General features: G+C 65.2%; 20 protein-coding genes and 1 tRNA gene. 12 read left to right on the forward strand and 9 right to left on the reverse strand.

From position 1 onward, the window contains the following. Positions 1 to 2 precede the first annotated feature (2 nt). From V6M37_RS06165 to V6M37_RS06175, 3 genes are read left to right on the forward strand one after another with little or no spacing between them, the layout of a single operon-like run. Positions 3 to 3,173 carry an efflux RND transporter permease subunit gene (locus V6M37_RS06165; protein ID WP_332671645.1) on the forward strand — a complete coding sequence of 1,057 codons (3,171 nt, stop codon included), beginning with the start codon at positions 3 to 5 and terminating at the stop codon, positions 3,171 to 3,173. Then, complete coding sequence (locus V6M37_RS06170; RefSeq protein ID WP_332671646.1) at positions 3,166 to 4,632, forward strand: efflux transporter outer membrane subunit; 1,467 nt, start codon at positions 3,166 to 3,168, stop codon at positions 4,630 to 4,632. The genes V6M37_RS06165 and V6M37_RS06170 overlap by 8 nt, the downstream gene beginning before the upstream one ends. Then, positions 4,629 to 5,243, forward strand: a complete 615-nt coding sequence (locus tag V6M37_RS06175) for a TetR/AcrR family transcriptional regulator (RefSeq protein ID WP_332671647.1) — start codon at positions 4,629 to 4,631, stop codon at positions 5,241 to 5,243. The genes V6M37_RS06170 and V6M37_RS06175 overlap by 4 nt, the downstream gene beginning before the upstream one ends. Positions 5,244 to 5,256: 13 nt before the next feature. Here the strand turns inward: V6M37_RS06175 and dksA are convergent, their stop codons facing one another. Next, positions 5,257 to 5,685, reverse strand: a complete 429-nt coding sequence (dksA, locus tag V6M37_RS06180) for an RNA polymerase-binding protein DksA (protein WP_332671648.1) — start codon at positions 5,683 to 5,685, stop codon at positions 5,257 to 5,259. Between the two features lie 382 nt (positions 5,686 to 6,067). Here dksA and V6M37_RS06185 point away from each other — a divergent pair, with 382 nt between their 5' ends. After that, the gene (locus tag V6M37_RS06185) at positions 6,068 to 8,050 is read left to right on the forward strand and encodes a UvrD-helicase domain-containing protein (protein WP_332671649.1); all 1,983 of its coding nucleotides are present in this window, start codon (positions 6,068 to 6,070) and stop codon (positions 8,048 to 8,050) included. A gap of 283 nt (positions 8,051 to 8,333) precedes the next feature. Continuing rightward, positions 8,334 to 8,798, forward strand: a complete 465-nt coding sequence (locus V6M37_RS06190) for a hypothetical protein (RefSeq protein WP_332671650.1) — start codon at positions 8,334 to 8,336, stop codon at positions 8,796 to 8,798. 1 nt (position 8,799) lies between these two features. Here V6M37_RS06190 and V6M37_RS06195 read toward each other — a convergent pair whose 3' ends face one another. Then, on the reverse strand, positions 8,800 to 9,252 hold the full coding sequence (locus tag V6M37_RS06195; protein ID WP_332671651.1) for a c-type cytochrome: 453 nt from the start codon (positions 9,250 to 9,252) through the stop codon (positions 8,800 to 8,802). Between the two features lie 186 nt (positions 9,253 to 9,438). Here V6M37_RS06195 and lysM point away from each other — a divergent pair, with 186 nt between their 5' ends. After that, positions 9,439 to 9,942 (forward strand): peptidoglycan-binding protein LysM, encoded by a 504-nt coding sequence (lysM, locus tag V6M37_RS06200; protein ID WP_332671652.1) that lies wholly within the window; start codon positions 9,439 to 9,441, stop codon positions 9,940 to 9,942. A 134-nt stretch (positions 9,943 to 10,076) separates the two neighbouring features. Then, positions 10,077 to 10,153 (forward strand) — tRNA-Arg (locus tag V6M37_RS06205). Positions 10,154 to 10,952: 799 nt separating this feature from the next. Here the strand turns inward: V6M37_RS06205 and V6M37_RS06210 are convergent. The 3 genes from V6M37_RS06210 to V6M37_RS06220 form a co-directional block, all read right to left on the reverse strand. Continuing rightward, complete coding sequence (locus V6M37_RS06210) at positions 10,953 to 11,087, reverse strand: hypothetical protein (RefSeq protein ID WP_332671653.1); 135 nt, start codon at positions 11,085 to 11,087, stop codon at positions 10,953 to 10,955. A gap of 44 nt (positions 11,088 to 11,131) precedes the next feature. After that, positions 11,132 to 11,608, reverse strand: a complete 477-nt coding sequence (locus V6M37_RS06215) for a hypothetical protein (protein WP_332671654.1) — start codon at positions 11,606 to 11,608, stop codon at positions 11,132 to 11,134. A 185-nt stretch (positions 11,609 to 11,793) separates the two neighbouring features. Next, complete coding sequence (locus V6M37_RS06220; protein WP_332671655.1) at positions 11,794 to 12,270, reverse strand: hypothetical protein; 477 nt, start codon at positions 12,268 to 12,270, stop codon at positions 11,794 to 11,796. Positions 12,271 to 12,420: 150 nt separating this feature from the next. Here V6M37_RS06220 and V6M37_RS06225 point away from each other — a divergent pair, with 150 nt between their 5' ends. The 5 genes from V6M37_RS06225 to V6M37_RS06245 all read left to right on the forward strand — a co-directional run bounded on the left by V6M37_RS06225 (position 12,421) and on the right by V6M37_RS06245 (position 20,646). After that, the gene (locus V6M37_RS06225) at positions 12,421 to 14,256 is read left to right on the forward strand and encodes a type I restriction-modification system subunit M (RefSeq protein ID WP_332671656.1); all 1,836 of its coding nucleotides are present in this window, start codon (positions 12,421 to 12,423) and stop codon (positions 14,254 to 14,256) included. A 160-nt stretch (positions 14,257 to 14,416) separates the two neighbouring features. Further along, positions 14,417 to 15,319, forward strand: coding sequence for an Abi family protein (locus V6M37_RS06230; RefSeq protein ID WP_332671657.1), 903 nt, complete (start codon positions 14,417 to 14,419; stop codon positions 15,317 to 15,319). Beyond that, a complete protein-coding gene (locus tag V6M37_RS06235) occupies positions 15,316 to 16,629 on the forward strand; it encodes a restriction endonuclease subunit S (protein WP_332671658.1) in 1,314 nt (437 codons plus the stop codon). Before V6M37_RS06230 ends, V6M37_RS06235 begins: the two co-directional genes overlap by 4 nt. Then, a complete protein-coding gene (locus V6M37_RS06240) occupies positions 16,626 to 17,516 on the forward strand; it encodes a GIY-YIG nuclease family protein (protein ID WP_332671659.1) in 891 nt (296 codons plus the stop codon). The genes V6M37_RS06235 and V6M37_RS06240 overlap by 4 nt, the downstream gene beginning before the upstream one ends. A gap of 25 nt (positions 17,517 to 17,541) precedes the next feature. Continuing rightward, a complete protein-coding gene (locus tag V6M37_RS06245; protein WP_332671660.1) occupies positions 17,542 to 20,646 on the forward strand; it encodes a type I restriction endonuclease subunit R in 3,105 nt (1,034 codons plus the stop codon). A gap of 237 nt (positions 20,647 to 20,883) precedes the next feature. Here the strand turns inward: V6M37_RS06245 and V6M37_RS06250 are convergent, their stop codons facing one another. From V6M37_RS06250 to V6M37_RS06265, 4 genes are read right to left on the reverse strand one after another with little or no spacing between them, the layout of a single operon-like run. Continuing rightward, entirely contained in the window at positions 20,884 to 21,831 is a 948-nt protein-coding gene (locus tag V6M37_RS06250; RefSeq protein ID WP_332671661.1) for a DUF7146 domain-containing protein, read from the reverse strand. After that, the gene (locus V6M37_RS06255) at positions 21,824 to 23,452 is read right to left on the reverse strand and encodes a DEAD/DEAH box helicase (RefSeq protein WP_332671662.1); all 1,629 of its coding nucleotides are present in this window, start codon (positions 23,450 to 23,452) and stop codon (positions 21,824 to 21,826) included. The genes V6M37_RS06250 and V6M37_RS06255 overlap by 8 nt, the downstream gene beginning before the upstream one ends. Further along, positions 23,449 to 24,018, reverse strand: coding sequence for a YdaU family protein (locus V6M37_RS06260; RefSeq protein ID WP_332671663.1), 570 nt, complete (start codon positions 24,016 to 24,018; stop codon positions 23,449 to 23,451). Before V6M37_RS06260 ends, V6M37_RS06255 begins: the two co-directional genes overlap by 4 nt. Further along, positions 24,015 to 24,407 (reverse strand): hypothetical protein, encoded by a 393-nt coding sequence (locus tag V6M37_RS06265; RefSeq protein ID WP_332671664.1) that lies wholly within the window; start codon positions 24,405 to 24,407, stop codon positions 24,015 to 24,017. Before V6M37_RS06265 ends, V6M37_RS06260 begins: the two co-directional genes overlap by 4 nt. Positions 24,408 to 24,468: the final 61 nt, after the last annotated feature.

Below are 24,468 nucleotides of genomic sequence, written 5' to 3' on the forward strand. Positions count from 1 at the left end.
AGATGCCACGTTTCTTTATCGATCGCCCGATTTTCGCGTGGGTGATCGCGCTCATCCTGATGCTCGCGGGCGTGCTGTCGATCCGCACGATCGCGGTCGAGCAGTACCCGCCGATCGCGCCGCCGCAGGTGTCGATCAACGCCGTCTATCCCGGCGCGTCCGCGAAGACGCTCGAGGACACCGTCACCCAGGTCATCGAGCAGAAGATGAAAGGGCTCGACGGCCTGACCTACATGTCGTCGACGAGCGATGCGCAGGGCAACGCGGCGATCACGCTGACCTTCACCGCGGGCACGAACCCCGACATCGCGCAGGTGCAGGTGCAGAACAAGCTGTCGACCGCGATGCCGCTGCTGCCGCAGGAAGTGCAGCGTCAGGGCGTGCAGGTCGTGAAGTCGCGCGTGAACTTCCTGATGGTCATCGGCTTCGTGTCCGAGGACGGCCGCATGGACCGCGCCGACCTCGCAGATTACGCGGCGGCGAACGTCGTCGACCCGCTGAGCCGGGTCGAGGGCGTCGGCGAAGTGCAGCTCTTCGGCGCGCAGTACGCGATGCGCATCTGGCTCGACCCGAACAAGCTGAACCAGTACAAGCTGACGCCGGCCGACGTCGCCGCGGCGGTGCGCGCGCAGAACGCGCAGGTGTCGGCCGGACAGCTCGGCGCCGCGCCCGCCGAGCGCGGGCAGCAGATCAACGCGACGATCACCGCGCAGACGCGGCTGCAGACGCCCGAGCAGTTCGAGGCGATCCTGCTGCGCACGACCGCGGGGGGCGCGTCGGTCTATCTGCGCGACGTCGCGCGCGTCGCGATCGGCGCCGAAAGCTACGCCATCGACGCCCGTTACAACAGCAAGCCCGCGGCCGGCGTCGCGGTCAAGCTCGCGACCGGTGCGAACGCGCTGTCGACAGCCGACCGGGTGCGCACCGAGCTCGACCGGCTCGCCGAGACGATGCCGCCGGGCATGAAACCGGTCGTCGCGTACGACACGACGCCGTTCGTGCGCGTGTCGATCGAGGAGGTCGTCAAGACGCTCATCGAGGCGGTCGTGCTCGTGTTCATCGTGATGTATCTGTTCCTGCAGAACTTCCGCGCGACGCTGATCCCGACGATCGCGGTACCGGTCGTGCTGCTCGGCACTTTCGCGGTGATGGCCGCATTCGGCTTCACGATCAACACGCTGACAATGTTCGGTCTCGTGCTCGCGATCGGCCTGCTCGTCGATGACGCGATCGTCGTCGTCGAGAACGTCGAGCGCGTGATGACCGAGGAAGGGTTGTCGCCGAAGGAGGCGACGCGCAAGTCGATGGACCAGATCACCGGCGCGCTCGTCGGCATCGGCCTCGTGCTGTCGGCGGTGCTCGTGCCGATGGCGTTCTTCGGCGGCTCGACCGGCGTGATCTACCGCCAGTTCTCGATCACGATCGTCTCGGCGATGGCGCTGTCCGTGCTCGTCGCGTTGATCCTGACGCCCGCGCTGACGGCGACGATCCTCAAGCCGGTGCAGAAGGGGCATCACCTCAACGAAGGCCGCTTCTTCAACTGGTTCAACCACAACTTCGACCGCACGACGACCCGCTACCAGGGCGTCGTCGGCCGCATGCTCGAGCGGCGCGGCCGCTACCTCGTGATCTACCTGCTGATCGTCGTCGGCCTCGGCGTGCTGTTCCTGCGCATGCCGCAGTCCTTCCTGCCCGACGAGGACCAGGGGATCCTGTTCACGCAGGTGCAGCTGCCGGCGGGCGCGACACAGGAGCGCACGCTGAAAGTGCTCGAGCGCGTCGAGGCGCACTTCCTCGAGAACGAGAAGGAGCACGTCGAGTCGCTTTTCACCGTCGCCGGCTTCAGCTTCGCCGGGCGCGGCGAGAACATGGCGATCGGCTTCGTGCGCATGAAGGACTGGAGCGAACGCGAAGGCGACGACGCGTCGGTGAAGGCGGTCGCGGGCCGCGCGATGGGCGCGTTCTCGCAGTTCCGCGATGCGATGGCGTTCGCGTTCGCGCCGCCCGCGGTGGTCGAGCTCGGCAACGCGACCGGCTTCGACTTCTACCTGCAGGACGCTGCCGGCATCGGCCACGAACGGCTCGTCGAGGCGCGCAACCAGCTCCTCGGCAAGGCTGCGCAGGACCCGCTGCTGATGGCGGTGCGCCCCAACGGGCTCGACGACACCGCGCAACTGCGCATCGACGTCGATCAGGCGAAGGCCGGCGCGCTCGGCGTGTCGGTCGCGTCGATCAACGAGATGCTCGCGAGCGCGTGGGGCGGCGCCTACGTCGACGACTTCATCGACCGCGGCCGCGTGAAGAAGGTGTACATGCAAGCCGATGCGCGCTTCCGCATGATGCCGGACGACCTCAAGGACTGGCGCGTGAGGAACGGCCAGGGCGAGATGGTGCCGTTCTCGGCGTTCGCGAGCGTGCATTGGGAGAACGGCTCGCCGCGGCTCGAGCGCTACAACGGCGTGCCGGCGGTGCAGATCCTGGGTCAGCCCGCGCCCGGCCACAGTACCGGCGACGCGATGGCGGTGATCGAGCGCATCGCCGAAGAGCTGCCGCCGGGCGTGCGCGTCGCGTGGACCGGGCTGTCGTACCAGGAGCGGCTGTCCGGCTCGCAGGCGCCGGCGCTGTACGCGCTGTCGATGCTCGTCGTGTTCCTGTGTCTCGCGGCGCTCTACGAGAGCTGGTCGATCCCGTTCTCGGTGATGCTCGTCGTGCCGCTCGGCGTGCTCGGTGCGCTGCTGTTCGCGAGCGCGCGCGGCCTGTCGAACGACGTGTATTTCCAGGTCGGCCTGCTGACGACGATCGGCCTGTCGGCGAAGAACGCGATCCTGATCGTCGAGTTCGCGAGGGATCAGATGGAGCAGTACGGCAAGGGGCTCGTCGACGCGACGCTCGAGGCGGTGCGGCTGCGGCTGCGGCCGATCCTGATGACGTCGCTCGCGTTCGGCCTCGGCGTGCTGCCGCTCGTGCTCGCGTCGGGCGCCGGCTCGGGAAGCCAGAACGCGATCGGCACCGGCGTCTTCGGCGGTGTCGTCAGCGCGACCGTGCTCGGCATTTTCTTCATCCCGCTGTTCTTCGTCGTCGTGCGCCGGGTATTCCCGGGGCGCAGGCCGGAAGCTCCCGCCGCGCCGGTCGCGACGTCGAACACGATTCCCGAGGGGAACCCGAATGTGTAAGCCGACCAGCCGTCGTGCGAACCTGCTGCTCGCGGCGCTGAGCGTCGCGGTGCTCTCCGCGTGCGCGAGCATGGCCCCCGACTACCAGCGCCCGGCCCTTCCGGTGCCGGACCGTTTTGCCGCCGACGCCGCCGCGACCACCGCGCGACCGGCCCGCGAGATCGGCTGGCGCGGGTTCTTCACCGATCCCCAACTGCGTGAAGTCATCGACGCGGCCCTCGGCAACAACCGCGATCTGCGCATCGCCGTGCTCAACATCGAGCGCGCCCGCGGCCTCTACGGCATCCGCGAGGCCGACGTGCTGCCGACGATCTCGGCCGGCGCGAGCGGGACGGCCCAGCACATTCCGGAGACCCTGTCGGTCAACGACCGCGCCGGCGTCAGCCGGCAATACAGCGTCGCGCTTGGCGTCAGCGCGTACGAGCTCGACCTCTTCGGACGGGTCCGCAGCCTGCGCGACGCGGCGCTGCAGGAATACCTCGCGTCCGAAGACGCGCGGCGCGCGACGCAGATCGGCCTCGTCGCCGAAGTCGCGCGCGCCTACCTGCAGCTCGCGGCCGACCAGCGACGGCTCGAACTCGCGCAGGCGACGCTCGTGAGCCAGCGCTCCTCGTATGAGCTGATCCGGCGCCGGTTCGAGCTCGGCGTGTCGTCGGACCTCGACCTGCGGCAGGCGCAGACGACGGTTGACGCGGCGCGCGCCGACGTCGCGCGCTTCACCGGTTTCGTCACCGCCGACCGCAACGCGCTGGCGCTGCTCGCCGGCATCCCGATGCGCGAGGCGTGGCAGCCGGGCGACGTCCTCGTCGCGCCGACGCTGGCCGAACTACCCGCCGGCCTGCCCTCCGACGTCCTGCTGCGTCGCCCCGACGTCGTCCAGGCCGAGCGGCAGCTGCAGGCGGCGAACGCGAACATCGGCGCCGCGCGGGCCGCGTTCTACCCGCGCATCTCGCTGACCGCGTCGGCCGGCACCGCGAGCGCATCGCTGTCCGAACTGTTCAGCGGGGGCTCCGGCACTTGGGCGTTCATTCCGCAGATCTCGCTGCCGATCTTCGACCACGGCCGCAACCGCTCCGGATTGCAGGTCGCTGAAGCGGAACGAGACATCGGCGTCGCCGAGTACGAACAGGCGATCCAGGTCGCGTTCCGCGAAGTCTCCGACGCGCTCGGCTTCCGCACGACGCTTGCCGATCAGTTGCAGGCGCAGACCGACCTCGTCGGCGCCTCGGAGCAGGTGCACCGCCTGTCCGAGGCACGCTACGAAAGCGGCGTCGACGACTACCTCGGCGTGCTCGACGCCCAGCGCGCCCTTTATGCCGCGCGACAAGGGCGCATCGCCGCGGAACTCGAGCAGCAGCTGAACCTGGTGACCTTGTACCGCGCGCTCGGCGGCGGGCTTGACGCGGGAACGCCCGAGCAGGCGACGGTGGTCGGCGCGCTGGGGCGGGAAGCACGATGAGCCTCGCCGACTCCGAGCGTCTCGAAGCCCGACGCCAGCAGGTGCTCGACGCTGCGGCCGAATGCTTCCACAAGAGCGGCTTCCACGGTGCGAGCATGGCGCAGATCGCCAAGACGGCAGGGATGAGCCCGGGTCACATCTACAACCTCTTCCAGAACAAGGAAGATGTGATCAGCATGATCGTCGAGCGCGAGCAGGTCGAGTTGCTCGCGAAGGTGGACGCGATGCGCCGGGCGGACGACGTCGTTCAGGCGATGATCGACCAGGTCGCCTGCGGCGTCGAGAGTCAGCTCTCCGGCTCGGATGCGGCGTTGCATATGGAGATCCTCGCCGAGGCGGGGCGCAATCCGAAGCTCGCCGCCGTCGTGCGCGATGCCGACGGCCAGGGGCGCGAAAAGCTCGAGAGCCTGTTGGGCGCGGCGCTCGCACAGAAGAACCTGCGCCGCGAGCCGGAGGAAGTGCGCGCGCGCGTCGAAGTCCTGATGGCGCTGTTCGACGGCCTGATGGTGCGAAGCCTGCGCAACCCGAGCGTCGATCGCGAAGCGGTGGCGCCGGTCGTCGCCCGGCTCGTCGCGGCGCTGATCGACGGAGACGTCGCCGAGAAAGGCTGAGCAGCGGGAAGAATCAGCGATAGAAGCGTTCCTCGCGCTCGTGGCGCTCCTGTTCCTCGAGGCTCAGGGTCGCGGTCGGGCGGGCGAGCAGCCGGCCGACGCCGATCGGCTCGCCGGTCGCCTCGCAGTAGCCATACGTACCGTCTTCGATGCGCCGCAGCGCCGCTTCGACCTTATGCAGCAGTTTGAGCTCGCGGTCGCGGATGCGCTGTTCGAGCACCTGTTCTTCTTCCTGCGTCGCGCGGTCCGCCTCGTCCGGCGTCGCGACCGTCTCGCGCAGGTGCGACCGCGTCTCGTCGCTGTTCCGGCGCAGTTCGGCCTGCAGCGCGAGCAGGCGCTCGCGGAAGAACGCGAGCTGCTCGGCGTTCATGTATTCGTCGGCCGGCATCGCGAGCAGGTCCGTTTCGTCGAGCTGGCCGTTGCGTGCTGCTCTGGCATTCATCGCGTTCTCCCCGAAATCTGCTGCCGCCCGTGCAGCGCTGTGCGGGCGGCAGCTACAGGGAACACTCTATGTGATCCGCTTCGCCCGGGATAGTGCCGGTGCGACGTGTGCCGGCGCGCAGCTGCCCGTGCCGATGGTTACGCGCCCGCCGCGGCGCCGCGTGGGCTCTATCTGATGGTCGCCGAGGAGGAGCGCACGATCCGCGCAGACCCGCTCGTCGCCGGCGGCGCACTCGCGAAGAAGGACTTCAGCGCGCTCGGCGCCGATAGCCGCACGCGCCCGTCGCGGGTTGTAACGCCGGCGGTGCGTCGCGGGCGTTACGGTAAAATCCGCCGGCGCCGCCTTCGCCGGCGGCGCCCTTTTTTGTGTCCGCCTCCCCGCCATGTCCGCCCTCCTGAATGCCCCCCAGCGCGACGCGATCCGCTATCTCGACGGCCCGAGCCTCGTCCTGGCCGGCGCCGGCAGCGGCAAGACGCGGGTCATCACCCACAAGATCGCCCACCTCATCAACGAGTGCGGGCTGAACCCGGCGAACATCGCCGCGATCACGTTCACGAACAAGGCCGCGAAGGAGATGCAGGAGCGCGTCGCCGGGCTGATGGGCGGCCGCGCCCCGGGCGGGCTGACCGTCTGCACCTTCCACGCGCTCGGCGTGAAGATCATCCGCCAGGAGGCGAAGCACTGCGGGCTGAAGCCCCAGTTTTCGATCCTCGACGCGTCCGACACGGTGCAGATCGTTGCTGAACTTTCGCGCGAATCCGACAAGGCGCGCGCGAAGGCTATGCAATGGCAGATCTCGGGCTGGAAGAACGCGATGGTGACGCCGGAGGAAGCGGCGCAGCTCGCCGACGACGAACTCGCGTCGGCCGCGGCGCTGCTGTACGCGGAGTACGAACGCACGCTGCGCGCGTACCAGGGGGTCGATTTCGACGACCTGATCTCGCTGCCGGTGCGGCTCTTCGAACAGAATCCCGATGTCCGCGAGCGCTGGCAGAACAAGCTGCGTTACCTCCTCGTCGACGAATACCAGGACACGAACCGCGCCCAGTACCGGCTGCTGCGCCAGTTGGCCGGCGTGCGCGGCGCCTTCACGGCGGTCGGCGACGACGACCAGGCGATCTACGCGTGGCGCGGCGCCGACGTCGAGAACCTGAAGCTCTTGCAGCAGGACTATCCGAAGCTGAAGGTCATCAAGCTCGAGCAGAACTACCGCTCGTCGAAGCGCATCCTCACGGCCGCGAACACGCTGATCGCGAACAACGAGAAACTCTTCGAAAAGCGCTTGTGGTCCGAGCATGGCGCCGGCGAGCAGATTGCGGTGACCGCCTGCCGCGACGCCGACCACGAGGCCGAATGGGTCGCGTCGAAGATCAGCGCGCACAAGTTCGAGCACCGCACGAAGTTCTCCGACTACGCCATCCTGTACCGCGGCAACCATCAGGCGCGCGTGATCGAACAGCAGCTCCGGAACCAGAAGATCCCGTACGTGATCTCGGGCGGGCAGTCGTTTTTCGACAAGGCCGAGATCCGCGACCTGATCGCGTACCTGCGGCTGTTGATGAACGAGGACGATGACCTCGCGTTCATCCGCGCGATCACGACGCCCCGCCGCGGCGTCGGCGCCGGTACGATCGAGGCGCTCGGCAATTACGCCGGGCGCCGCCACGTCAGCCTGTTCGCGGCGTGCTTCGAGGAAGGCGGGGCGCATGCGCTGAACGCACGCCAACTCGAACAGGTGCAGGAGTTCGCGAATTTCATCAACCGCATCCAGTACCGCGCGCACCGCGAACCGGCCGTACGCGTGCTCGAAGATCTCCTCGCGGCGATCCGCTACGAGGCGTGGCTGTTCGAGCATCTCGACACGCGCGAAGCGGAGTCGAAGTGGAGCAACGTGCGCGACTTCGTCGGCTGGCTCGGCAGGAAGGGCGAGGAAGACGGCAAGAATCTCGTCGAGCTGACGCAGACGATCGCGCTGATCTCGATGCTCGACAAGGAAGACGCCGAGTTCGACGGCGTGCAGTTGGCGACCTTGCACGCATCGAAGGGCCTCGAATTCAAGCACGTGTTCCTGATCGGCGTCGAGGAAGGGCTGTTGCCGCACCAGTCGTCGATCGACGAGGACAAGGTCGAGGAAGAGCGCCGACTGATGTACGTCGGCATCACGCGCGCGCAGCGCAGCCTCAACGTCACGTGGTGCGAGCGGCGCAAAGCGGGCAAGGAAACGCGCACCTGCGAGCCGTCACGCTTCATCGAGGAGATGGGCGGCGACGTGAAACTCAACGACCGCAAGTCGAACGCGCCGGTGTCGAAGGAGGAAGGCCGCGCGCGGATCGCGAACCTGATGGCGATGCTCGAAGGGCGCTGAACGCGGGTTCCCCGAGGCCGGGTGCGTCGCCCTTTTTTCCGGGGCGTCGCTCATGCACGCGCTGCGAGCCGCCCTTTACCTACACTGCGACAGCCGCGCCCCCCGCTCGTGGGCGAGATTCCGTCCACCTCCGCAGGCCGTCGAAAACGGTGCGGTATCTCGAGCAGCATCGCGACGCGGATCACGTCGCTGCACCCGGACGACCTATATTGAAAGCGGATGGCAGCCGGCGCCGGGATGGGCGCGACCGGCTGCGACAGGAAGTCGCTTCGAGCAATCGACGATGGAGGTTCCGATGAAACGTACAACGCTGATCGCCGCGCTCGCGGTGGCGCTGCTGTCCAGCGGCGCGTTCGCCCAGCCAGCGGGCAGTTTGCCCCCGATCGACGACAATGCCCCGATCTACGGCTCGGAGTTGATGACGGCGCAGGAGCGCACCGAGCATCGCGATCGCATGCGCGCCGCGAAGACGCCCGAGGAGCGGGAACAGATCCGCGCCGAGCACCACGAGCGGATGCAGGCGCGCGCGAAGGAGCGCGGCGTCACGCTGCCCGATCAGCCGCCAATGCGCCGCGGCCCCGGGATGATGTGGCCTGACATCCCGACGGATCCCGGTGATCGCGAGCGTCTCGGGCCCGCAGACCGAATGGGGCCGCGCGGCGCGAGCCCCGGCGGTGGGATGGACTCCGGCGGTGGCATGGGGCCGGGTGGGGGAATGTCCCCCGCCGCCTCATCGCTGCCGCCGTGATTTACTGCTGGACCGGGGGTTCGGTGAAGTTCGCGCCGGCGGTGTTCGCGAGATACGCGACCGCACGCCGCACTTCGGTATCGGTCAGATCCGCGGCGCCGCCCCGCGGCGGCATCCCGCGGATGCCGTTGATCGCATTGCTCGCGAGCGTCTCGAAGCCTTGAGCGATGCGCGGCGCCCAGGCTTCGTTGTCGCCGGTTTTCGGCGCGCCCAGCACGCCGGCGCCGTGGCAGCTCGCGCACACGCTCGTATAGATCTGCTCGCCCGTGCGGCTGCCCGGCGCTACCGTCGCGACCTTCAGTTGGAGCCGGGCGACGGGTTGGATCAGCGTCGCGGTCGTCTCCGGATCGACAGCCTCCTTCTTGCCGCAGCCCGCGATCGACGCGACCGCGAGGACCGCGACGAGGGGCAGGATTCGCGGCCGCCGGCCCGCGCTGACGAGGTGTTTCGACATTGCCATGTCCTTTGTTGTTAAGGGGTTGAGCCGCGAGTATACCCTCGGCGGACGCTCTCCCATTTGCCGTCGCCCGTCGCCGGTGGGCGGCCGGCGTTGTAACAGTTATCCGTGTGCGACGGCACCGCGAAGCGGCTGAACTATGCTCAATGGGACTCAAATCCATTCAGGCGACAGGAGGAAGGCATGGGTATCTTTTCGTTCGTGAAGGATGCGGGGGAAAAGCTGTTCGGCGGCGGCGACGCGAAGGCGGCCGAACCGTCCTCGGCGACGGCCGGCGCCGCAGGCGGCACTGGCGATGCGAACGCGAAAGCGTCCGATGCGATCAAGAAATACATCACGAGCCTCGGCTTGGCCCCGACGGACCTCGCTGTGAGCTTCGACGGCGCATCGTCGGTCGTCACCGTCTCGGGAACCGCCCCCGACCAGGCAACGAAGGAAAAAATCCTGCTCGCCGCCGGTAACGTGCGCGGCGTCGAGCGGGTTGATGACCGGATGACCGTGACGAGCTCCGAACCCGAAGGCCGGTTTCATACCGTCGCGAGCGGCGACACGCTGTCGGCGATCGCTAAGAAGTACTACGGCGACGCGAACAAGTACAACGCGATCTTCGAAGCGAACAAGCCGATGCTCACGCACCCGGACAAGATCTACCCCGGCCAGGTACTGCGCATCCCGCCGCAAGGCTGATCGCGTTTCATCCAATCGCGGCTGATCGACACGCTGTTTCCGCTTTAGCAGCGGCCCCGACGCATGGACTTCGCACACGAACCGGTATAGACTTGCGCGCTCGATTGCGGGCTGGTCCCGGTCAATCTCGCCATGCGCCCGTAGCTCAGCTGGATAGAGTACTGCCCTCCGAAGGCAGGGGTCGGACGTTCGAATCGTCTCGGGCGCGCCAGATATTCAAGGACTTACGTTAGGTCTGGAACCGTTATACGGAAATCGTACGGAAACACGGTTCCGGTTTCGACCTAACGGAATCCTGCAAAAAACCGGCCTCGGCCGGTTTTTTTTTTGTCGCTCGATTCCGTTCCGGACGTTGACGACTTCCTTGATCCTTTCAAGCTGCGGCAGGATGTCAGGCGCCGATCGACCACTTTGCGCGGTGCGGCTCCTGACGTGGCGGAACTCGTGCGCCTTGTCGTAGACGCGCCCGAAGTCCCGATCGGCGCGCGCCTTGCCGTAGCCCGAGCCGACCGTGCGCTGCCACCAGTTGAAGGTCTTTGCCGTGTCGAAGCGGTCGGCGCTGGGCGCTCTGGCTGCTGAAGTAATCGGAAAGGGCGAACGGGCGCGAGAACATCGTCGAGTTGCCGTCGCCGTCCTCGTCGAGTATCTTGGAATCGAACCCCGCACCCAATCCGTCGCGGGTGAGCGAAGCGGCGGATTGTGTAGGCGACGCGGTAGCTCTCCCTGCCGCCCGACCATCGGGGTTTCTTTCATTTCCGGTAACGACCTATGCGTTATTGCCGGCCTGCTGCGCGAGCCATACAACAGCATCGCCGCGCTCAATGCCGACGCGAGTCGAGCGATCCACCTCGCGCGGGCTTAATTCAGGGCCTTCCGCGACCCTCGCCACGATGTCATAGAGGAATCGCGACGCACTCGCTTCGGACATCCCGTCCTTGCGCTGCCGCGCCTCGAGGATGTGCGTTAGACCCATCGCCCCCGCAGTACGGCCCGGTGACTTCAGTCGCCCCTTAGAGATCCGCTAGTTTCGCAACGAGCTCGCGCAGCACGCGACGCGCGACCGACACCAGATCGTTCTCGCGGTACCCGCTCGGCTCGATCTGCAATATCTCGGCGAGCTCGGCCAGCGCCTCATCGACAAGCACGAATGTAGCCCGGAGCCTGGCCGGCATCGCGCAACGCCCGCCCTTCAACGCCCCGCGACCCACGCTTGCGCGTGCTGGCGGATCCAAGCATCCTTGAGGAACAACTGATTCATCTGTCGCACGTACTGTTCGCGCGTCAGAAACCGCCGCAACCCCAAATGGAGCAGTGCATGCCATATGGTACGGACGACCGTAGCGTCATTCGGCCATCCCTCGCGGACGAGAGGCATACGCCCGTCCTTGCTGAAGACAGAGGAAACCCTGTCATTGGCCGGTACAGTTACCCCCGGAGCGTCGCCCTCGCGATCGAGAACCACGAGCGGAATCGTCGTCGCACATGGTTCCAGAAGTTGATCGGCCTGTTCACTGATCCGGCTGACTGACATCCAATTCGCTTCGGGCGCGCGGCCGACGGCCTGCGAGAACGCAGCGCCCTCACCGCCTGCCGCCTGCGCGCGGTTGCTGCCATTCGGGTCGGTGAGCTCGACGACCGGACCGCCCGCCGTGATGCGCTCGAACACCTGAACCGCCCGCGCGCCCGTCGGGATGAAGTAGCGTTCGCGGAACTGGATGACTCGGCACAGGAAACGAAAAACGCCGAGCTAATCGCCCTGTAAATCGGCCGGCGGCAGCGACCGTCGATGAAGGAGGCCGAATTCCGTTATTCCTTCGCCGCTGGCCAGCCGTTGCCGCTAGCCATGTCTTGCTATTCCAGGGCTTGACGGCTCCGGCTATTCTTTTGGACCCGCGCATAAAGATTCTTGCGCCACCCTTCGATGAATCGCTCAGCATGCTCCTGGACTAGCGATACAAAAACCGGGTCATCGAGGTCGTGATCGTAATCGACGTCGAGGGCGCCGCACTCGTCGATGAAGAACTCCGCCAGTTGCCCCGCGCAGTCCTGAAGCGACGAAGGCGCCCCGAAAATGGCATCGAAATACCAGTCGTCACCGAGGTACTCCTCGTTTTCGAAGTGAATATTCCAATCCCAGAGATCGGTAATCATCGTGGAAAGGGGCATGCACTCGTTGATCGAGTACTTGAACTCCTCAAGGGCCTCATCGCTCAGCGACGACGCGGGAACGGGCACTTCGAGGGACTCAACGTTCCCCGCGCCCTTTGATAACAGGTAGTAGCCTACGAGCGCGCCCCGATTACTATCAATAAATTCGTCGAATGTCATTTTCGTCCACTGATAAAGGGAGGTTCCCGTCCCCGCTACGCCCTCGGCCGACACGACAGGCGCTGAAGCACGCTCCGCACGACGTATGACCGCCCTTCGTCGCCGTCCCTGGGCGATAATCGCGAGTTCGAAGGAGTTTGAACACTATTTATGAATCAACAAGCCCTCTCCGCACTCGTCTGGTCGGTCGCTGATCTGCTTCGCGGCGACTTCAGGCAGTCCGAGTACGGACGGGTAATCTTGCCGTTCACCATCCTGCGTCGCGTCGACTGCGTGCTTGCGCCGACCAAGAAGGCGGCGCTCGCCGAGCAACGGGCTAAGGTCGACGCGGGCCTGCCGTTCGAGCCCTTCGTTCTGAAGGTCACCGGCGTGCCCTTCTACAACGTCAGCCCGCTCGACCTGCCGAAACTGATCGGCGATCAGGACAACCTGCGCGCGAACCTACACAGCTACATCCAGGGCTTCGCGGCGGACGTGCGCGACATTTTCGAGCACTTCGACTTCGCGAACACGGTCGAGCGGTTGCACAAGGTCGGGTTGCTGTATCTCGTCACGGAGAAGTTCGCCGGCATCGACCTGCATCCCGACCGCGTCGACAACGTGCAGATGGGGTTGGTCTTCGAGGAGCTGATCCGCCGCTTCGCCGAGATATCGAACGAGACCGCGGGGGAGCACTTCACGCCTCGCGAGGTGATCCGGCTGATGGTGAGCCTGCTGTTCATCGAGGACGACGAGGCGCTGACGAAGTCGCGCGCCGTGCGCACGATTTACGACCCGACGGCGGGCACGGGCGGCATGCTGTCGGTCGCCGGCGAGCACCTGACGGAAATCAACCCGGGCGCGCGTATGACGATGTTCGGCCAGGAGCTCAACCCCGAGTCCTACGCGATCTGCAAGGCCGACATGCTGATCAAGGGCCAGGACGTTCGCAACATCGTCCTCGGCAACACGCTCTCGGACGACGGCCTGCCCGGTCGCCATTTCGACTACATGCTGTCGAACCCCCCGTTCGGCGTGGAATGGAAGAAGGTCGAGAAGGAAGTCCGCCGCGAGGCCGAGGACAAGGGCTTCGCCGGCCGCTTCGGCCCGGGTCTGCCGCGCGTGTCCGACGGCTCGCTGCTGTTCCTGCTGCACCTGATCTCGAAGATGCGTCCGGCCGAGCACGGTGGCAGTCGCATTGGCATCGTGCTCAACGGCTCGCCGCTCTTTACCGGCGGCGCGGGTTCGGGCGAATCGGAGATCCGGCGCTACGTGCTGGAAAACGACCTCGTCGAAGCCATCGTCGCGCTGACGACCGACATATTCTACAACACCGGGATCTCGACCTACGTCTGGATCCTGTGCAATCACAAGGTCGACGACCGGCGCGGCTGGGTACAGCTCATCGACGCGTCGAGCTTCTGGCAGAAGATGCGCAAAAGCCTCGGTTCGAAGCGCAAGGAAGTGTCCGATGCGCACATCGCCGACATCACCCGAATCTTCGGCGACTTCCTCGAGCTCGAGCAGGCGGTCGTGACCGACGCGCAGGGCAAGGAACTCGCCCGCGTGCCGCTATTCCCCGATATGCCGGTGCCGCAGGCCCCGGAGGGCGGCAAGGTCAAGATCGTGCCGATCGCGAAGGTGCTCCGCAACGAGGAGTTCGGCTACCGAACGATCACCGTCGAGCGGCCGCTGCGCGACGAGGCCGGCAACATCGTGCTCGGCGAGCGCGGCAAACAGAAGGGCAAGCCGCAGCCCGACGCGCGCCTGCGCGACACGGAAAACGTCCCGCTCGCCGAGGACGTGGTGACCTATTTCCGGCGCGAGGTGCTGCCGCACGCGCCGGACGCATGGATCGACCATGACAAGACCCGCGTCGGCTACGAGATCCCGTTCAATCGCCATTTCTACGTTTTCGAGCCGCCCCGCTCGCTCGCCGAGATCGACGCCGACCTCAAACGCTCGACGGACCGCATCAAGGCGATGATCGAGGGCTTGGCCGGATGAACGAGCCGCGCGCGCACCGTGCCGCGTCTTTCCGACCGACCCCCAACACCTTGTATAGCGCGCTGGACACGTCCATAATTCGTCTCAACAAAACCCGCCAAGGCTATGCGCGCGAGCGTATCCTCAAACCGGCGGGTTACTTTTTTGTGCGGGGCGACGCATGAAGCGCGCCTTCACGAAGCCCGCGACGACGTACACTGAGCAGGTCGCGCTGCTGCAGGCGCGCGGCATGGTGATCGACGACCCCGAGCGCGCGGCCTTCTATCTGCAGCACCTCAACTACTACCGTCTCGGCGCCTATTGGCTGCCCTTCGAGGCTGAGCACGCCTCGCATTGCTTTCGGCCCGGCACGCGCTTCGAGACAGTCCTCGACCTCTACGTCTTCGACCGCGAGCTGCGCCTCCTCGTGCTCGACGCCGTCGAGCGCATCGAGGTCTCGATACGCAGCCAGTGGGCGTATCAGCTCGCGCACCAGCACGGGCCGCATGCGCATCTCGACGCCGGCCTCGCGTACAAGCGGCGGCACTGGGAGTCGAACCTCGCCAAGCTCAAGGCCGAGCTCGACCGCTCCGACGAGACCTTCGTGAAGCACCTCGCGCAGACCTACAGCGAGGACATGCCGCCGGTCTGGGCGGTATGCGAGATCATGTCGCTCGGGCTGTTGTCACGCTGGTACGGCAACCTCAAGCCGATGCCGACGCGCCGGGCAATCGCAGACGTGTACGGCCTCGACCAGCGCGTGCTCGAATCGTGGCTGCATCACCTGACCTTCATCCGCAACACCTGCGCGCACCACAGCCGATTGTGGAACCGCGAGCTCACGATCACGCCGGAGCTGCCGCGCAGCAAGCCCCACACCCTCGTCGCCGAGTTCGTGCCCGGCTCGCGCAAGCTCTACAACACTCTCGTCATCCTGCTGCACTTCATGGACATCATCGCCCCGCATCACCAGTGGCGCGCGCGCCTTGTCGAACTGATCGAGCGGCACGGCGTTTTCGTCGCTGCGATGGGCTTCCCGATCGGCTGGCAGGTGCGGAGGATTTGGATGGAGGGGCCGGCATGAGTTTTCCGCGGTATGAGCAGTACAAGGATTCCGGCGTCGAATGGCTCGGCGATATTCCAGCGCATTGGGATGCTGATCGGTTAAGGGGGCAAGTCCTCTTGCTCACTGAAAAGACCCAGCGCCGTACCGGTGCGATCGCACTCGAGAACATCGAGAGTTGGTCTGGAAGGTTTCTTGACACCGATTCGGAGTTTCAGGGCGACGGTGTTGCCGTGGAGGCAGGCGACATCCTTTTCGGTAAATTGCGTCCGTACCTTGCAAAGGTTTTTGTGGTCGAGCGTCCGGGCGAAGCGGTAGGCGACTTCCATGTAATGAGGACGAGATCGGGGGTGCATCCTCGATTTCTCTTCTACTCGATATTGAATCGAGACTTCATATCGATTATCGACGGCTTTACGTATGGCGCGAAGATGCCGCGGGCGAGTTGGGATTTCATGGGCTCCATGCCGGTCGTCGTGCCGACTCCTTTCGAACAGGCTGCGATTGTGGCTTTTCTCGACCGCGAGACCCCCAGGATGGACGCCCTCGTTGCCGAGCAGCAGAACCTGATCGCGCTGCTGAAGGAAAAGCGGCAGGCGCTGATCTCGCACGCCGTCACGAAGGGTCTGGACTCGACGGCGCCGATGAAGGACTCGGGCGTCGCGTGGCTGGGAGAGGTGCCGGCGCATTGGGAAAGAGTCCAACTCGGTCGTGTCTGCAACCAAATCGCCGATGGGCCGCACTTTTCACCGTCATATGTCAGTGAAGGGGTAATGTTTCTATCGGCACGAAACATCGGCGTCGAGTCCTGGTATCTAGATGACGTGAAATTCGTTTCAGAGTCCGATTATCTCGAATTCTGCAAGCGCGTAATCCCGGAGAAAGGTGACGTCCTCTACACGAAGGGGGGAACCACTGGCGTTGCGCGTGTCGTCGACCTCGACGACCGGTTTCAAGTCTGGGTTCACGTTGCAGTTCTGAAATTGAACCAGGAGCTTGTGAATCCTTCGTTTCTCGCCTACGCGCTCAATAGCGTGCCATGTTATGAGCAGTCGCAGCTTCACACGCGAGGGGCGACTAACCACGATCTTGGACTTACGCGAATGGCAAAAATATGGTTTGCTCGCCCTGATTTGGCTGAACAGGGACGCATCGTCGCCTTCCTCGACGACCAGACCATCAAGATCGACAATTTAGTGGCTGAGGCCGAAAACTCCATCGCCCTCCTGCAGGAACGCCGCACGGCGCTGATCTCCGCCGCCATCACCGGCAAGATCGACGTCCGCGGTCTGGTCCGCATCCCTGCCGAGATGGAAGCGGAAGCGGCATGACATCGAGCAGCACGCTGCGTCCGCAAACCATCCAGATCTTCCTGCCGCTCGGCGACCCGCGCAGCATCCGTGTCGCCGAGATCACGACGCGGATCGTGCAGGTCATCGAAGTGCCGCGTCCGCAACTCGACGCGTTCCTGCAGATGCCCGAAAGCGATCAGGTCGCGGTCTATTTCCTTTTCGGGCAGAGCGAAGACGGCGCCGACGCGAAGGTCTACATCGGCCAGACCGGCGACTTGCGCAAGCGGCTCGCGATCCACAACAAGGAAAAGGACTTTTGGCAGCGCGCGCTCGTCCTGATCTCGCGCACGAACACACTGACGCAGACGCACGGGCTTTTTTTGGAATGGCAGTGCATCCAGACGGCGAGACAGGCCGGCCGCTACCGGACCGAGAACGGCAACGCCGGCACGAAGCCGCATACGCCCGCGCCGCTTGAGGCCGACTGCATGGAAATCTTCGATACCGGCCGCACGCTGCTGGCGACGCTTGGCTACCCGCTCTTCGAACCCGTCGCGAATCTGCCGGGCCCGCTCGCCGAGGCGGAAGTCTTCTATTGCCGCCGCGCAGGCGCCGACGCCCGCGGCGAATACACGCCGGAGGGCTTCGTGGTGCTGAAGGGCTCGAAAGGTCGCGTGCAGATCGCGAAGGGCTTCGAGAACCATTCCTTCGCGAAGCGTCGCGACGAGCTGATCGCGCAGGGCAAGATCGTGATCGAGAACGGCGCGACCGTGTTTGCCGATGACGTGCTCTTTCTGTCGCCGAGCGGCGCATCGGCGGTTGTCTGCGCGGCCGCGTCGAACGGCTGGCTCGATTGGAAGAACGCCAGGGGCGAAACCCTGGACGACGTGAAACGCGGCAACAGCACCGCGTCCTCGAGCTGCTAGCCGCAATCGACCTATGGCCTCGACAATGTCACTTCATTCCGAAAAGGCGCTCGAAGACGAGATCTGCGCCGACCTCGCAACGCGTGGCTGGCGCTACGATCCGACCGACGCTGCCCGTTACGATCGCGCGCTGGCGCTGTTCCCCGACGATGTCGCGGGCTGGATCCAGGCGACGCAGCCTGACGTCTGGATCTCGATCGAGAAGACGCACGGCGCGAACACGCGTAAGACGGTCATGGAGCGCCTGCGCAGGACGCTCGCGGACCACGGCACGCTGCATGTGCTGCGCCATGGCTTCGAGATGCTCGGGCTGCGGAAACCGATCGCCGTCGCTCAGTTCAGGCCGGCGCTGGCGATGAACCCGGAGTTGCAGGCGAAGTACGCCGCGAACCGGCTGCGCGTGGTCCGACAGGTGCGTTACTCGCAGCACAACGAGAACTGCATCGACCTCGTGCTGTTCCTGAACGGCGTGCCGGTGGCGACCGCCGAGCTCAAGACCGACTATACGCAGGCGGTCGACAACGCGGTCTATCAGTACAAGAAGGACCGCCCGCCGAAGGTGCCGGGCCGAAACGCGGTCGAGCCGTTGCTGGCGTTCCCGCAGGGCGCGTTGGTGCATTTCGCGGTCAGCAACTCCGAAGTCCGCATGACGACGAAGCTCGCCGGCTTCGACACGGTCTTCCTGCCCTTCAACAAGGGCAACGAGGGCGGCGCGGGAAATCCGCCGAATCCTGCCGGCTTCGCGACCGACTATTTGTGGAAGGAGGTCTGGGCGCGGGATTCGTGGCTCGATATCCTCGGCCGCTACGTCGTGCCGACGAAGAACGACGCGCGGCAGCTCGTCAACGCGATCTTCCCGCGCTATCACCAGCTCGATGCGACCCGCGCGATCGTCGCCGCAGTGCGCCGCGACGGCCCCGGCGACAAGTATCTGATCCAGCACTCGGCGGGCTCCGGCAAGACGAACTCAATTGCCTGGACGGCGCACTTTCTCGCCGACCTGCACGACGACAAGAACGAGAAGGTCTTTAACGCCGTAATCGTCGTGTCCGACCGCACCGTGCTCGACGACCAGCTGCAGGAGGCGATCACGAGCTTCGAGCGCACGCAGGGCGTCGTCGCGGTCGTGCGCGGCGACGGCGGCAGCAAGAGCCAGGAGCTCGCGCAGGCGCTGGCGGCGGGCAAGAAGATCGTCGTATGCACGCTGCAAACATTCCCGTTCGCGCTCGATAAGGTGCGCGAACTCGCCGCGACCGAGGGCAAGCGGTTCGCGGTGATTGCCGACGAGGCGCATTCGTCGCAGACCAACGAGACCGCGGCACGGCTCAAGCAGGTGCTATCGCCGGCCGAGCTCGCCGACGGCGGCGAGATCAGCACCGAGGACATTCTCGCCGCGCAGATGGAGGCGAAGGCGGCCGGCAAGGAACTCGGCATCACGTTCGTCGCCTTCACCGCGACACCGAAGGATAAGACGCTGCAGCTCTTCGGGACGCGCCCCGACCCGACGCGCCCGCCGGCCGACGACAACATCCCGCGACCCTTCCACGTCTATTCGATGCGGCAGGCGATCGAGGAGGGCTTCATCCTCGACGTGCTGCAAAACTACACGAGCTACAAGGTCGCGTTCAAGCTTGCGCACGAGGGCAAGGCGCTCGCGGAGGTCGATCGTGATGCCGGGATGAAGGGCATCATGGGCTGGGTGCGGTTGCACGAGTTCAACATCGCGCAGCGCGTACAGATCGTCGTCGAGCACTTCCGCGCACACGTCGCGCCGCTGCTCGACGGCAAGGCGAAAGCGATGGTCGTGACCGCGAGCCGCAAGGAGGCGGTGCGCTGGCAGCTCGCGATGCGCAAGTACATCGTCGAGCACGGCTACCGGATCAACACGCTGGTCGCATTCTCGGGCGAAGTCATCGATCCCGAGTCCGACGCCGATCCGATCACGGAAACCGGCGCGTTGATGAACCCGACCTTGAGGGGGCGCGGCATCCGGGAGGCATTCAAGACGGGCGACTACGCGATCCTGCTCGTTGCGAACAAGTTCCAGACCGGCTTCGACGAGCCCCTGTTATGCGGCATGTACGTCGACAAGCGCCTCGCCGGCATCCAGGCGGTGCAGACGCTGTCGCGCCTCAACCGGGCCTTCCCAGGCAAAGATACGACCTATGCCGTCGACTTTGTGAACGACCCGGACGAGATTCTCGCCGCGTTCAAGCAGTACCACACGACGGCGGAGCTCGCGGGCGTCAGCGATCCCGAGCTGGTCTACACGCTGCGCGCGAAGCTCGACGGCCTGGGCTTCTACGACAACTTCGAGGTCGAACGGGTGGCCGAGGTCGCCACGCGCGGGCGCAATCAGTCCGAGCTCGACCGCGCGCTCGTGCCCGTCGCCGATCGCCTGCTGAAGCGTTTTGCAGCCGCACAGACGCGGCTGCGGGCCTCCGAGGACGGCAGCGAGGCCGCGAGGACCGCTAAGCAGGAGATCGACGCGCTGGTGCTGTTCAAGCGCGACATCGGCACTTACTTCCGTTTGTACGGTTTCCTGTCGCAGATCTTCAACTACGGCAACACGGACATCGAGAAGCGCGCGATCTTCTTCCGCCTGCTGCACAAGCTGCTCGACTTCGGGCGCGAGACCGAGACCGTCGATCTGTCGTCGCTCGCGCTGACGCACTACACGGTCAAGAACCTCGGGGTGCGCCGTCTGAACCTCAACGACTCCGGCGAGGGGGACTACAAGCTCAAGCCGACCGGCCCAGGCGGCGGCGAGGTGCGCGACAAGGAGAAGGCCGCGCTCGACGAGATCATCGCGCGGGTCAACGAGCTCTTCATCGGCGACCTCACCGAGGGCGACAAGCTGCTGTACGTCAACAACGCGATCAAGGGCAAGCTGCTCGAGTGCGAGGAGCTCATCGAGCAGGCAGTGAACAATACGAAGGAGCAGTTCGGCAGCTCGCCCGACCTCGACGCCCGCATCCTCGACGCCGTGATGGACGCGTTGTCGGCCTTCACTTCGATGAGCAAGCAGGCGCTCGAATCCGAGAAGATCCGTGCGGACATCAAGTCCATCCTGCTCGGGCCGTGCAGGCTCTACGAACTGCTTCGACGACAAGCCGAGGTTGATGGCTGAGGCCGACCCGGCTGCGCGCCCGAACCGGCTGGAGGCGATCGGCATTGTCGAGCGATTTGCAGAGCCAGCCATCGCCTAGCGGACAACGGCGGCAATGTTCTGAATGCCCGACTCGAACAATTCCAGTGCGACTCGCGTCGTCTTGTTGATGGCGCTCTTGGGTTTTTCTTTGGGGTTACCCGACTGACCGGGCTTGAAGGTCGATGCCGGGCCTTGCGATTTGATGTCGTCATGCGGTCAGTTCCTTTCCTGCATTTTCTGATTGCGGCGGTTCAATTCGTCCAGCCAGTCACCCACGTTCGGCGGGATGTGCACCTCCACGTCAAACCCACGAATCCCCAATCTGTGCGCCGCCCGATACGCAGCAGACTGCCCGGCAAAGTTTGCGTCGTTGTCCGCGAAGATGATTACCCCGTTCACGCCTCCCGGCGGCTCGAAGGACTCGATGCCGGAAGTGCTGATGCAAGACCATGTGGGCACGTCGAACAGTTCGGACGCGGCGACCGCGGTCTCTATCCCTTCGGCAATACCCAAACAATCCGACAGAGGCGCGAGGCGGATTGCAGCTCCCGCGAGAGGCAATCCTTGCATCAGCTTCTTTGGGGCCGATACGGGCGCTTTCTTGCCGCCATAGAGGTAAGTCCGATGAATCGAGATGGCCCTCCCGGTTGCACTGGTCACCGTGGCGAGCATCGCGGGGAAGTTTCCAACCAGCGCGCCGCCATCTCGGTACTGAAGTCCAGGGTGCAGTCGGATCGATTCGGGCAGATCGTGAAGGCGAAGCCCTCGGCCAAGAAAATACTGCTCTGCTTCGTCGCCTCGCTTGATCGGAGCCGATTCGCGGAACACCCGGCGCAGCACGTCGAGCTTTGCCTCGTCGCTGCGCTCGGGCTTGCTGGCAGTCGGCCGCACCGTCCCAGCGATCTGCTCGATTTTCTGCGCTACGTCCTTGAACGCCAGGCCGGTAATGCCCATCGCCAACTGCACGCCGTCCCCTGCGCCGCACCGACTGCAGTAATACGTGCCGCGGCCTTCGAGGTCGTCGAATTTGAATCGGTCCTTGCCGCCACAAATCGGACAAGGTCCGTGCTTCCCGGACAGAGCCCGCTCGTCGAGTCCGAGCACGGAGAGAATGGACCGCCACTTCCCCGCGGCTACAGTGCGCACGTCGTGACGCTTACCCATGCGCCACCTCGCGCTCGAACTCAGCGACCAAGGCGGCGATGCGGACTGCGCTCTCTTCGCGGCTGAGGGGTTTGGACGCGATGTCCGCCTGCCGCCCTTGCCGCTGCGCCTTAGCCTTCTCCCGGCCCTTAGCGTGCCGTATCCATTGCGATTGGAGCCAAGACCGCAGCTCGGGCGTCGGCTCCGCAGGAACATCCTTCATTCCCCGCGGCCACACGTCGAAGATGGCGTGGAACTTGTGCGACACCCATCCTGGCTTGTACTGCTTCGAGCGCGCGATGTTCAGGAGTTGCGAGTACACGGACTGCTTGGTACCGATGCGCGCAGCGGTCGTCCTGCGCTCAAGCTTCACGAGCTCGCCGTCCTCGGCCACGATCTCGGATTGCCGCTCTGGCGCAAAATCGCACTGAGGGCACCGGTGGGTGCCCGCTGGACGAACATACTTGCATCTAGGACACGGGCTCGGCTCCGACTTCCGCCCCTCACGATTGCCGGCAGATTTTTTAGGCGTTCCGTCGTCGAGTTCGAGCGGCAGGTCGTCGGTCGCGAACCCTAGTTCGAGGACAGAGCCCGAATGGTCGAGTAGCAGCGCGCGTTTTTTCCCGGGCGCCGGGCGCAGGACGCGGCCGACCATTTGAATGTAGCGGATGAGCGATTTCGTCGGCCGGGCGAGAATCATCACCTCGCACGCGGGGCAGTTCCATCCCTCGGCGAGCAGCGCGGAGTTCGACAACACGGTGAATTCGCCGCGGCCGAACCGGCCGAGGATATCCTTCCGCGCGTCGTCGTCGTGGTGGTAATCAAGGTGCTCGGCGCTCACGCCGGCCGCCCTGAAGGCTTCCACGATGTGCTTACTGTGCGCTATGTTCGTCGCGAACACGACGGTCGGGCGCCCTCGCGCGAGGCGTTGCCAGTGCGACACGATATCGCCTACCAGCACCGGCTTGTCCATCGCTTCGGCGAGGTCGGTTTCGACGTAGTCCGTTTCGCCGCCGATGCCACGCCTCGTTTTTACGCCGGACAGGTCGGGCTCGGCTGGAGCGTAGCAGTCGACATCGACAAGGTTGTCGAGGTCAATCAACTCGCGGATCGTCGCGCCCACCACCAGTTTCTCGAAAAGCCGACCGCGCAGCTCGTCGTAATGCTGCCCGAGCCCTTTGGAGAATGGGGTCGCGGTTAGGCCGACGACCGGCACGCGGTTGTACTTGAACAGCAGCGCCTTGTACTTCGAGTTGCCGGCGACGGCGTGGCATTCGTCGATAATGATGAACCCCACGTCGTCCGGGATGCCGCGCACGTAGATGGTGTCGATAGAGCACACCAGCACCCGCTCGCCGAGCCTCCGCGTGTTCTCTCCCTGCAGAATCCCGTGTTCGATGCCGGCGGCCGCCAAGTGCTCCGATGCTTGTTGAACGAGGTGTTTGCGGTTCGCGACGAGCAGCACGCGGCGGTCGGGGTTCTTGGCGACGAAGGCGCGAATCATCTCCTCGGCGACGACCGTCTTGCCGCCACCGGTCGGGCAGTAGTACGCGACCCGCCTGTTGCCCGAGCCAAAGGATTGGCGGATCAAGTCGATGCCGCGGTGCTGGTACGGCCGAAGTTGCAGCGGGGCGCCCGTCATTGCACACCCCCGACGCGCAGTTCGTGCTCAAGGACGTCGATACAGCCCGCAAACGCATGACAGTCGGCCGTTTCGAGCGCGGAATCACGGTCTTCACGGCTTTGGCTCGGGCGGGGGTTATCGGGGGCCGCCCCCCTATCTTTCTGTTGGAGCTGCGAATCGCATGCGTGGCGTAATGCGTCCGCATCGGTGTTCGCAGTGCGATCGCCGTCGCGGTCTCGCGCCTGGTCCCAGCGGACGCGAGCGGCAGCCTTGCCAGCCCTGCTAGCCTTGTTGATAGCGTCGTACGCCGCTTCCAGTTCGATATCGGTCTGAGGGTGCACCCACCGGCCGTCGGCAACCTCGAAGAACGGTTCCACAGTCCGCCGGATTTCCCGCCACTCGGCAGCCGTCACTCCAGCGATGCGGGCAAGCACGCGGTTGTCGTCCTGCGGCGGCCCGCTCCGCCAGTAGGCGAAGAGCAGGCGGAGGTACGCGCCGTGCTCAGCGGCGCTGAGGTGCATCGTGTCGGCGACATGGTCGCTAACGTGCACCACGAATTTGAACGGGGTCTTGCGGCGACTCATTCGGCACCGCCGATGTCGCCAGCGGCCACAGCTTGTTTGCGGGTGGTGGGCAGTCGTTCGCCGGTATCGGGAGCCCCATCGACACATCGACTTGACCGCACCCCGCTACGGCGGGGTTCGATGACTTCGGCGCCGTCCTCCATCGTGCGCCGCCAATCGGCCGCCGCTTCGACGCTGATCAGCGTCCGCGTGCCGACTTTCATGATGCGGGGGCCCCGGCCCTGCTTCATGAGTTTGTAGAACATCACGTTCGTGAAACCATGTGCCGCGCAGAACTGCGCGACGGAGTAGGCGGCTTGATAAGTACCGCTCGGCATATCGTTCAACTTCTGATCCTCAGGTTCGTTAATGAGAATCAGCAGTTGAAAATCGGCACATGTGCCGATCAATCGGAGTTTGTGAAGCTACGGCGCGCGACGGTTGCCTTAGCGGTCGCCGGTTTTACCCTGG

The sequence above is a fragment of the Aromatoleum sp. genome, from assembly GCF_036675785.1.
Taxonomy (GTDB): Bacteria; Pseudomonadota; Gammaproteobacteria; order Burkholderiales; family Rhodocyclaceae; genus Aromatoleum.

Bases quoted from the DNA above. Each gene is read 5' to 3' on its own strand.
- V6M37_RS06165 (WP_332671645.1), top strand. From the start codon at position 3: ATGCCACGTTTCTTTATCGATCGCCCGATTTTCGCGTGGGTGATCGCG.
- V6M37_RS06170 (WP_332671646.1), top strand. From the start codon at position 3,166: ATGTGTAAGCCGACCAGCCGTCGTGCGAACCTGCTGCTCGCGGCGCTG.
- V6M37_RS06175 (WP_332671647.1), top strand. From the start codon at position 4,629: ATGAGCCTCGCCGACTCCGAGCGTCTCGAAGCCCGACGCCAGCAGGTG.
- dksA (WP_332671648.1), bottom strand. From the start codon at position 5,685: ATGAATGCCAGAGCAGCACGCAACGGCCAGCTCGACGAAACGGACCTG.
- V6M37_RS06185 (WP_332671649.1), top strand. From the start codon at position 6,068: ATGTCCGCCCTCCTGAATGCCCCCCAGCGCGACGCGATCCGCTATCTC.
- V6M37_RS06190 (WP_332671650.1), top strand. From the start codon at position 8,334: ATGGAGGTTCCGATGAAACGTACAACGCTGATCGCCGCGCTCGCGGTG.
- V6M37_RS06195 (WP_332671651.1), bottom strand. From the start codon at position 9,252: ATGTCGAAACACCTCGTCAGCGCGGGCCGGCGGCCGCGAATCCTGCCC.
- lysM (WP_332671652.1), top strand. From the start codon at position 9,439: ATGGGTATCTTTTCGTTCGTGAAGGATGCGGGGGAAAAGCTGTTCGGC.
- V6M37_RS06220 (WP_332671655.1), bottom strand. From the start codon at position 12,270: ATGACATTCGACGAATTTATTGATAGTAATCGGGGCGCGCTCGTAGGC.
- V6M37_RS06225 (WP_332671656.1), top strand. From the start codon at position 12,421: ATGAATCAACAAGCCCTCTCCGCACTCGTCTGGTCGGTCGCTGATCTG.
- V6M37_RS06230 (WP_332671657.1), top strand. From the start codon at position 14,417: ATGAAGCGCGCCTTCACGAAGCCCGCGACGACGTACACTGAGCAGGTC.
- V6M37_RS06235 (WP_332671658.1), top strand. From the start codon at position 15,316: ATGAGTTTTCCGCGGTATGAGCAGTACAAGGATTCCGGCGTCGAATGG.
- V6M37_RS06240 (WP_332671659.1), top strand. From the start codon at position 16,626: ATGACATCGAGCAGCACGCTGCGTCCGCAAACCATCCAGATCTTCCTG.
- V6M37_RS06245 (WP_332671660.1), top strand. From the start codon at position 17,542: ATGTCACTTCATTCCGAAAAGGCGCTCGAAGACGAGATCTGCGCCGAC.
- V6M37_RS06250 (WP_332671661.1), bottom strand. From the start codon at position 21,831: ATGGGTAAGCGTCACGACGTGCGCACTGTAGCCGCGGGGAAGTGGCGG.
- V6M37_RS06255 (WP_332671662.1), bottom strand. From the start codon at position 23,452: ATGACGGGCGCCCCGCTGCAACTTCGGCCGTACCAGCACCGCGGCATC.
- V6M37_RS06260 (WP_332671663.1), bottom strand. From the start codon at position 24,018: ATGAGTCGCCGCAAGACCCCGTTCAAATTCGTGGTGCACGTTAGCGAC.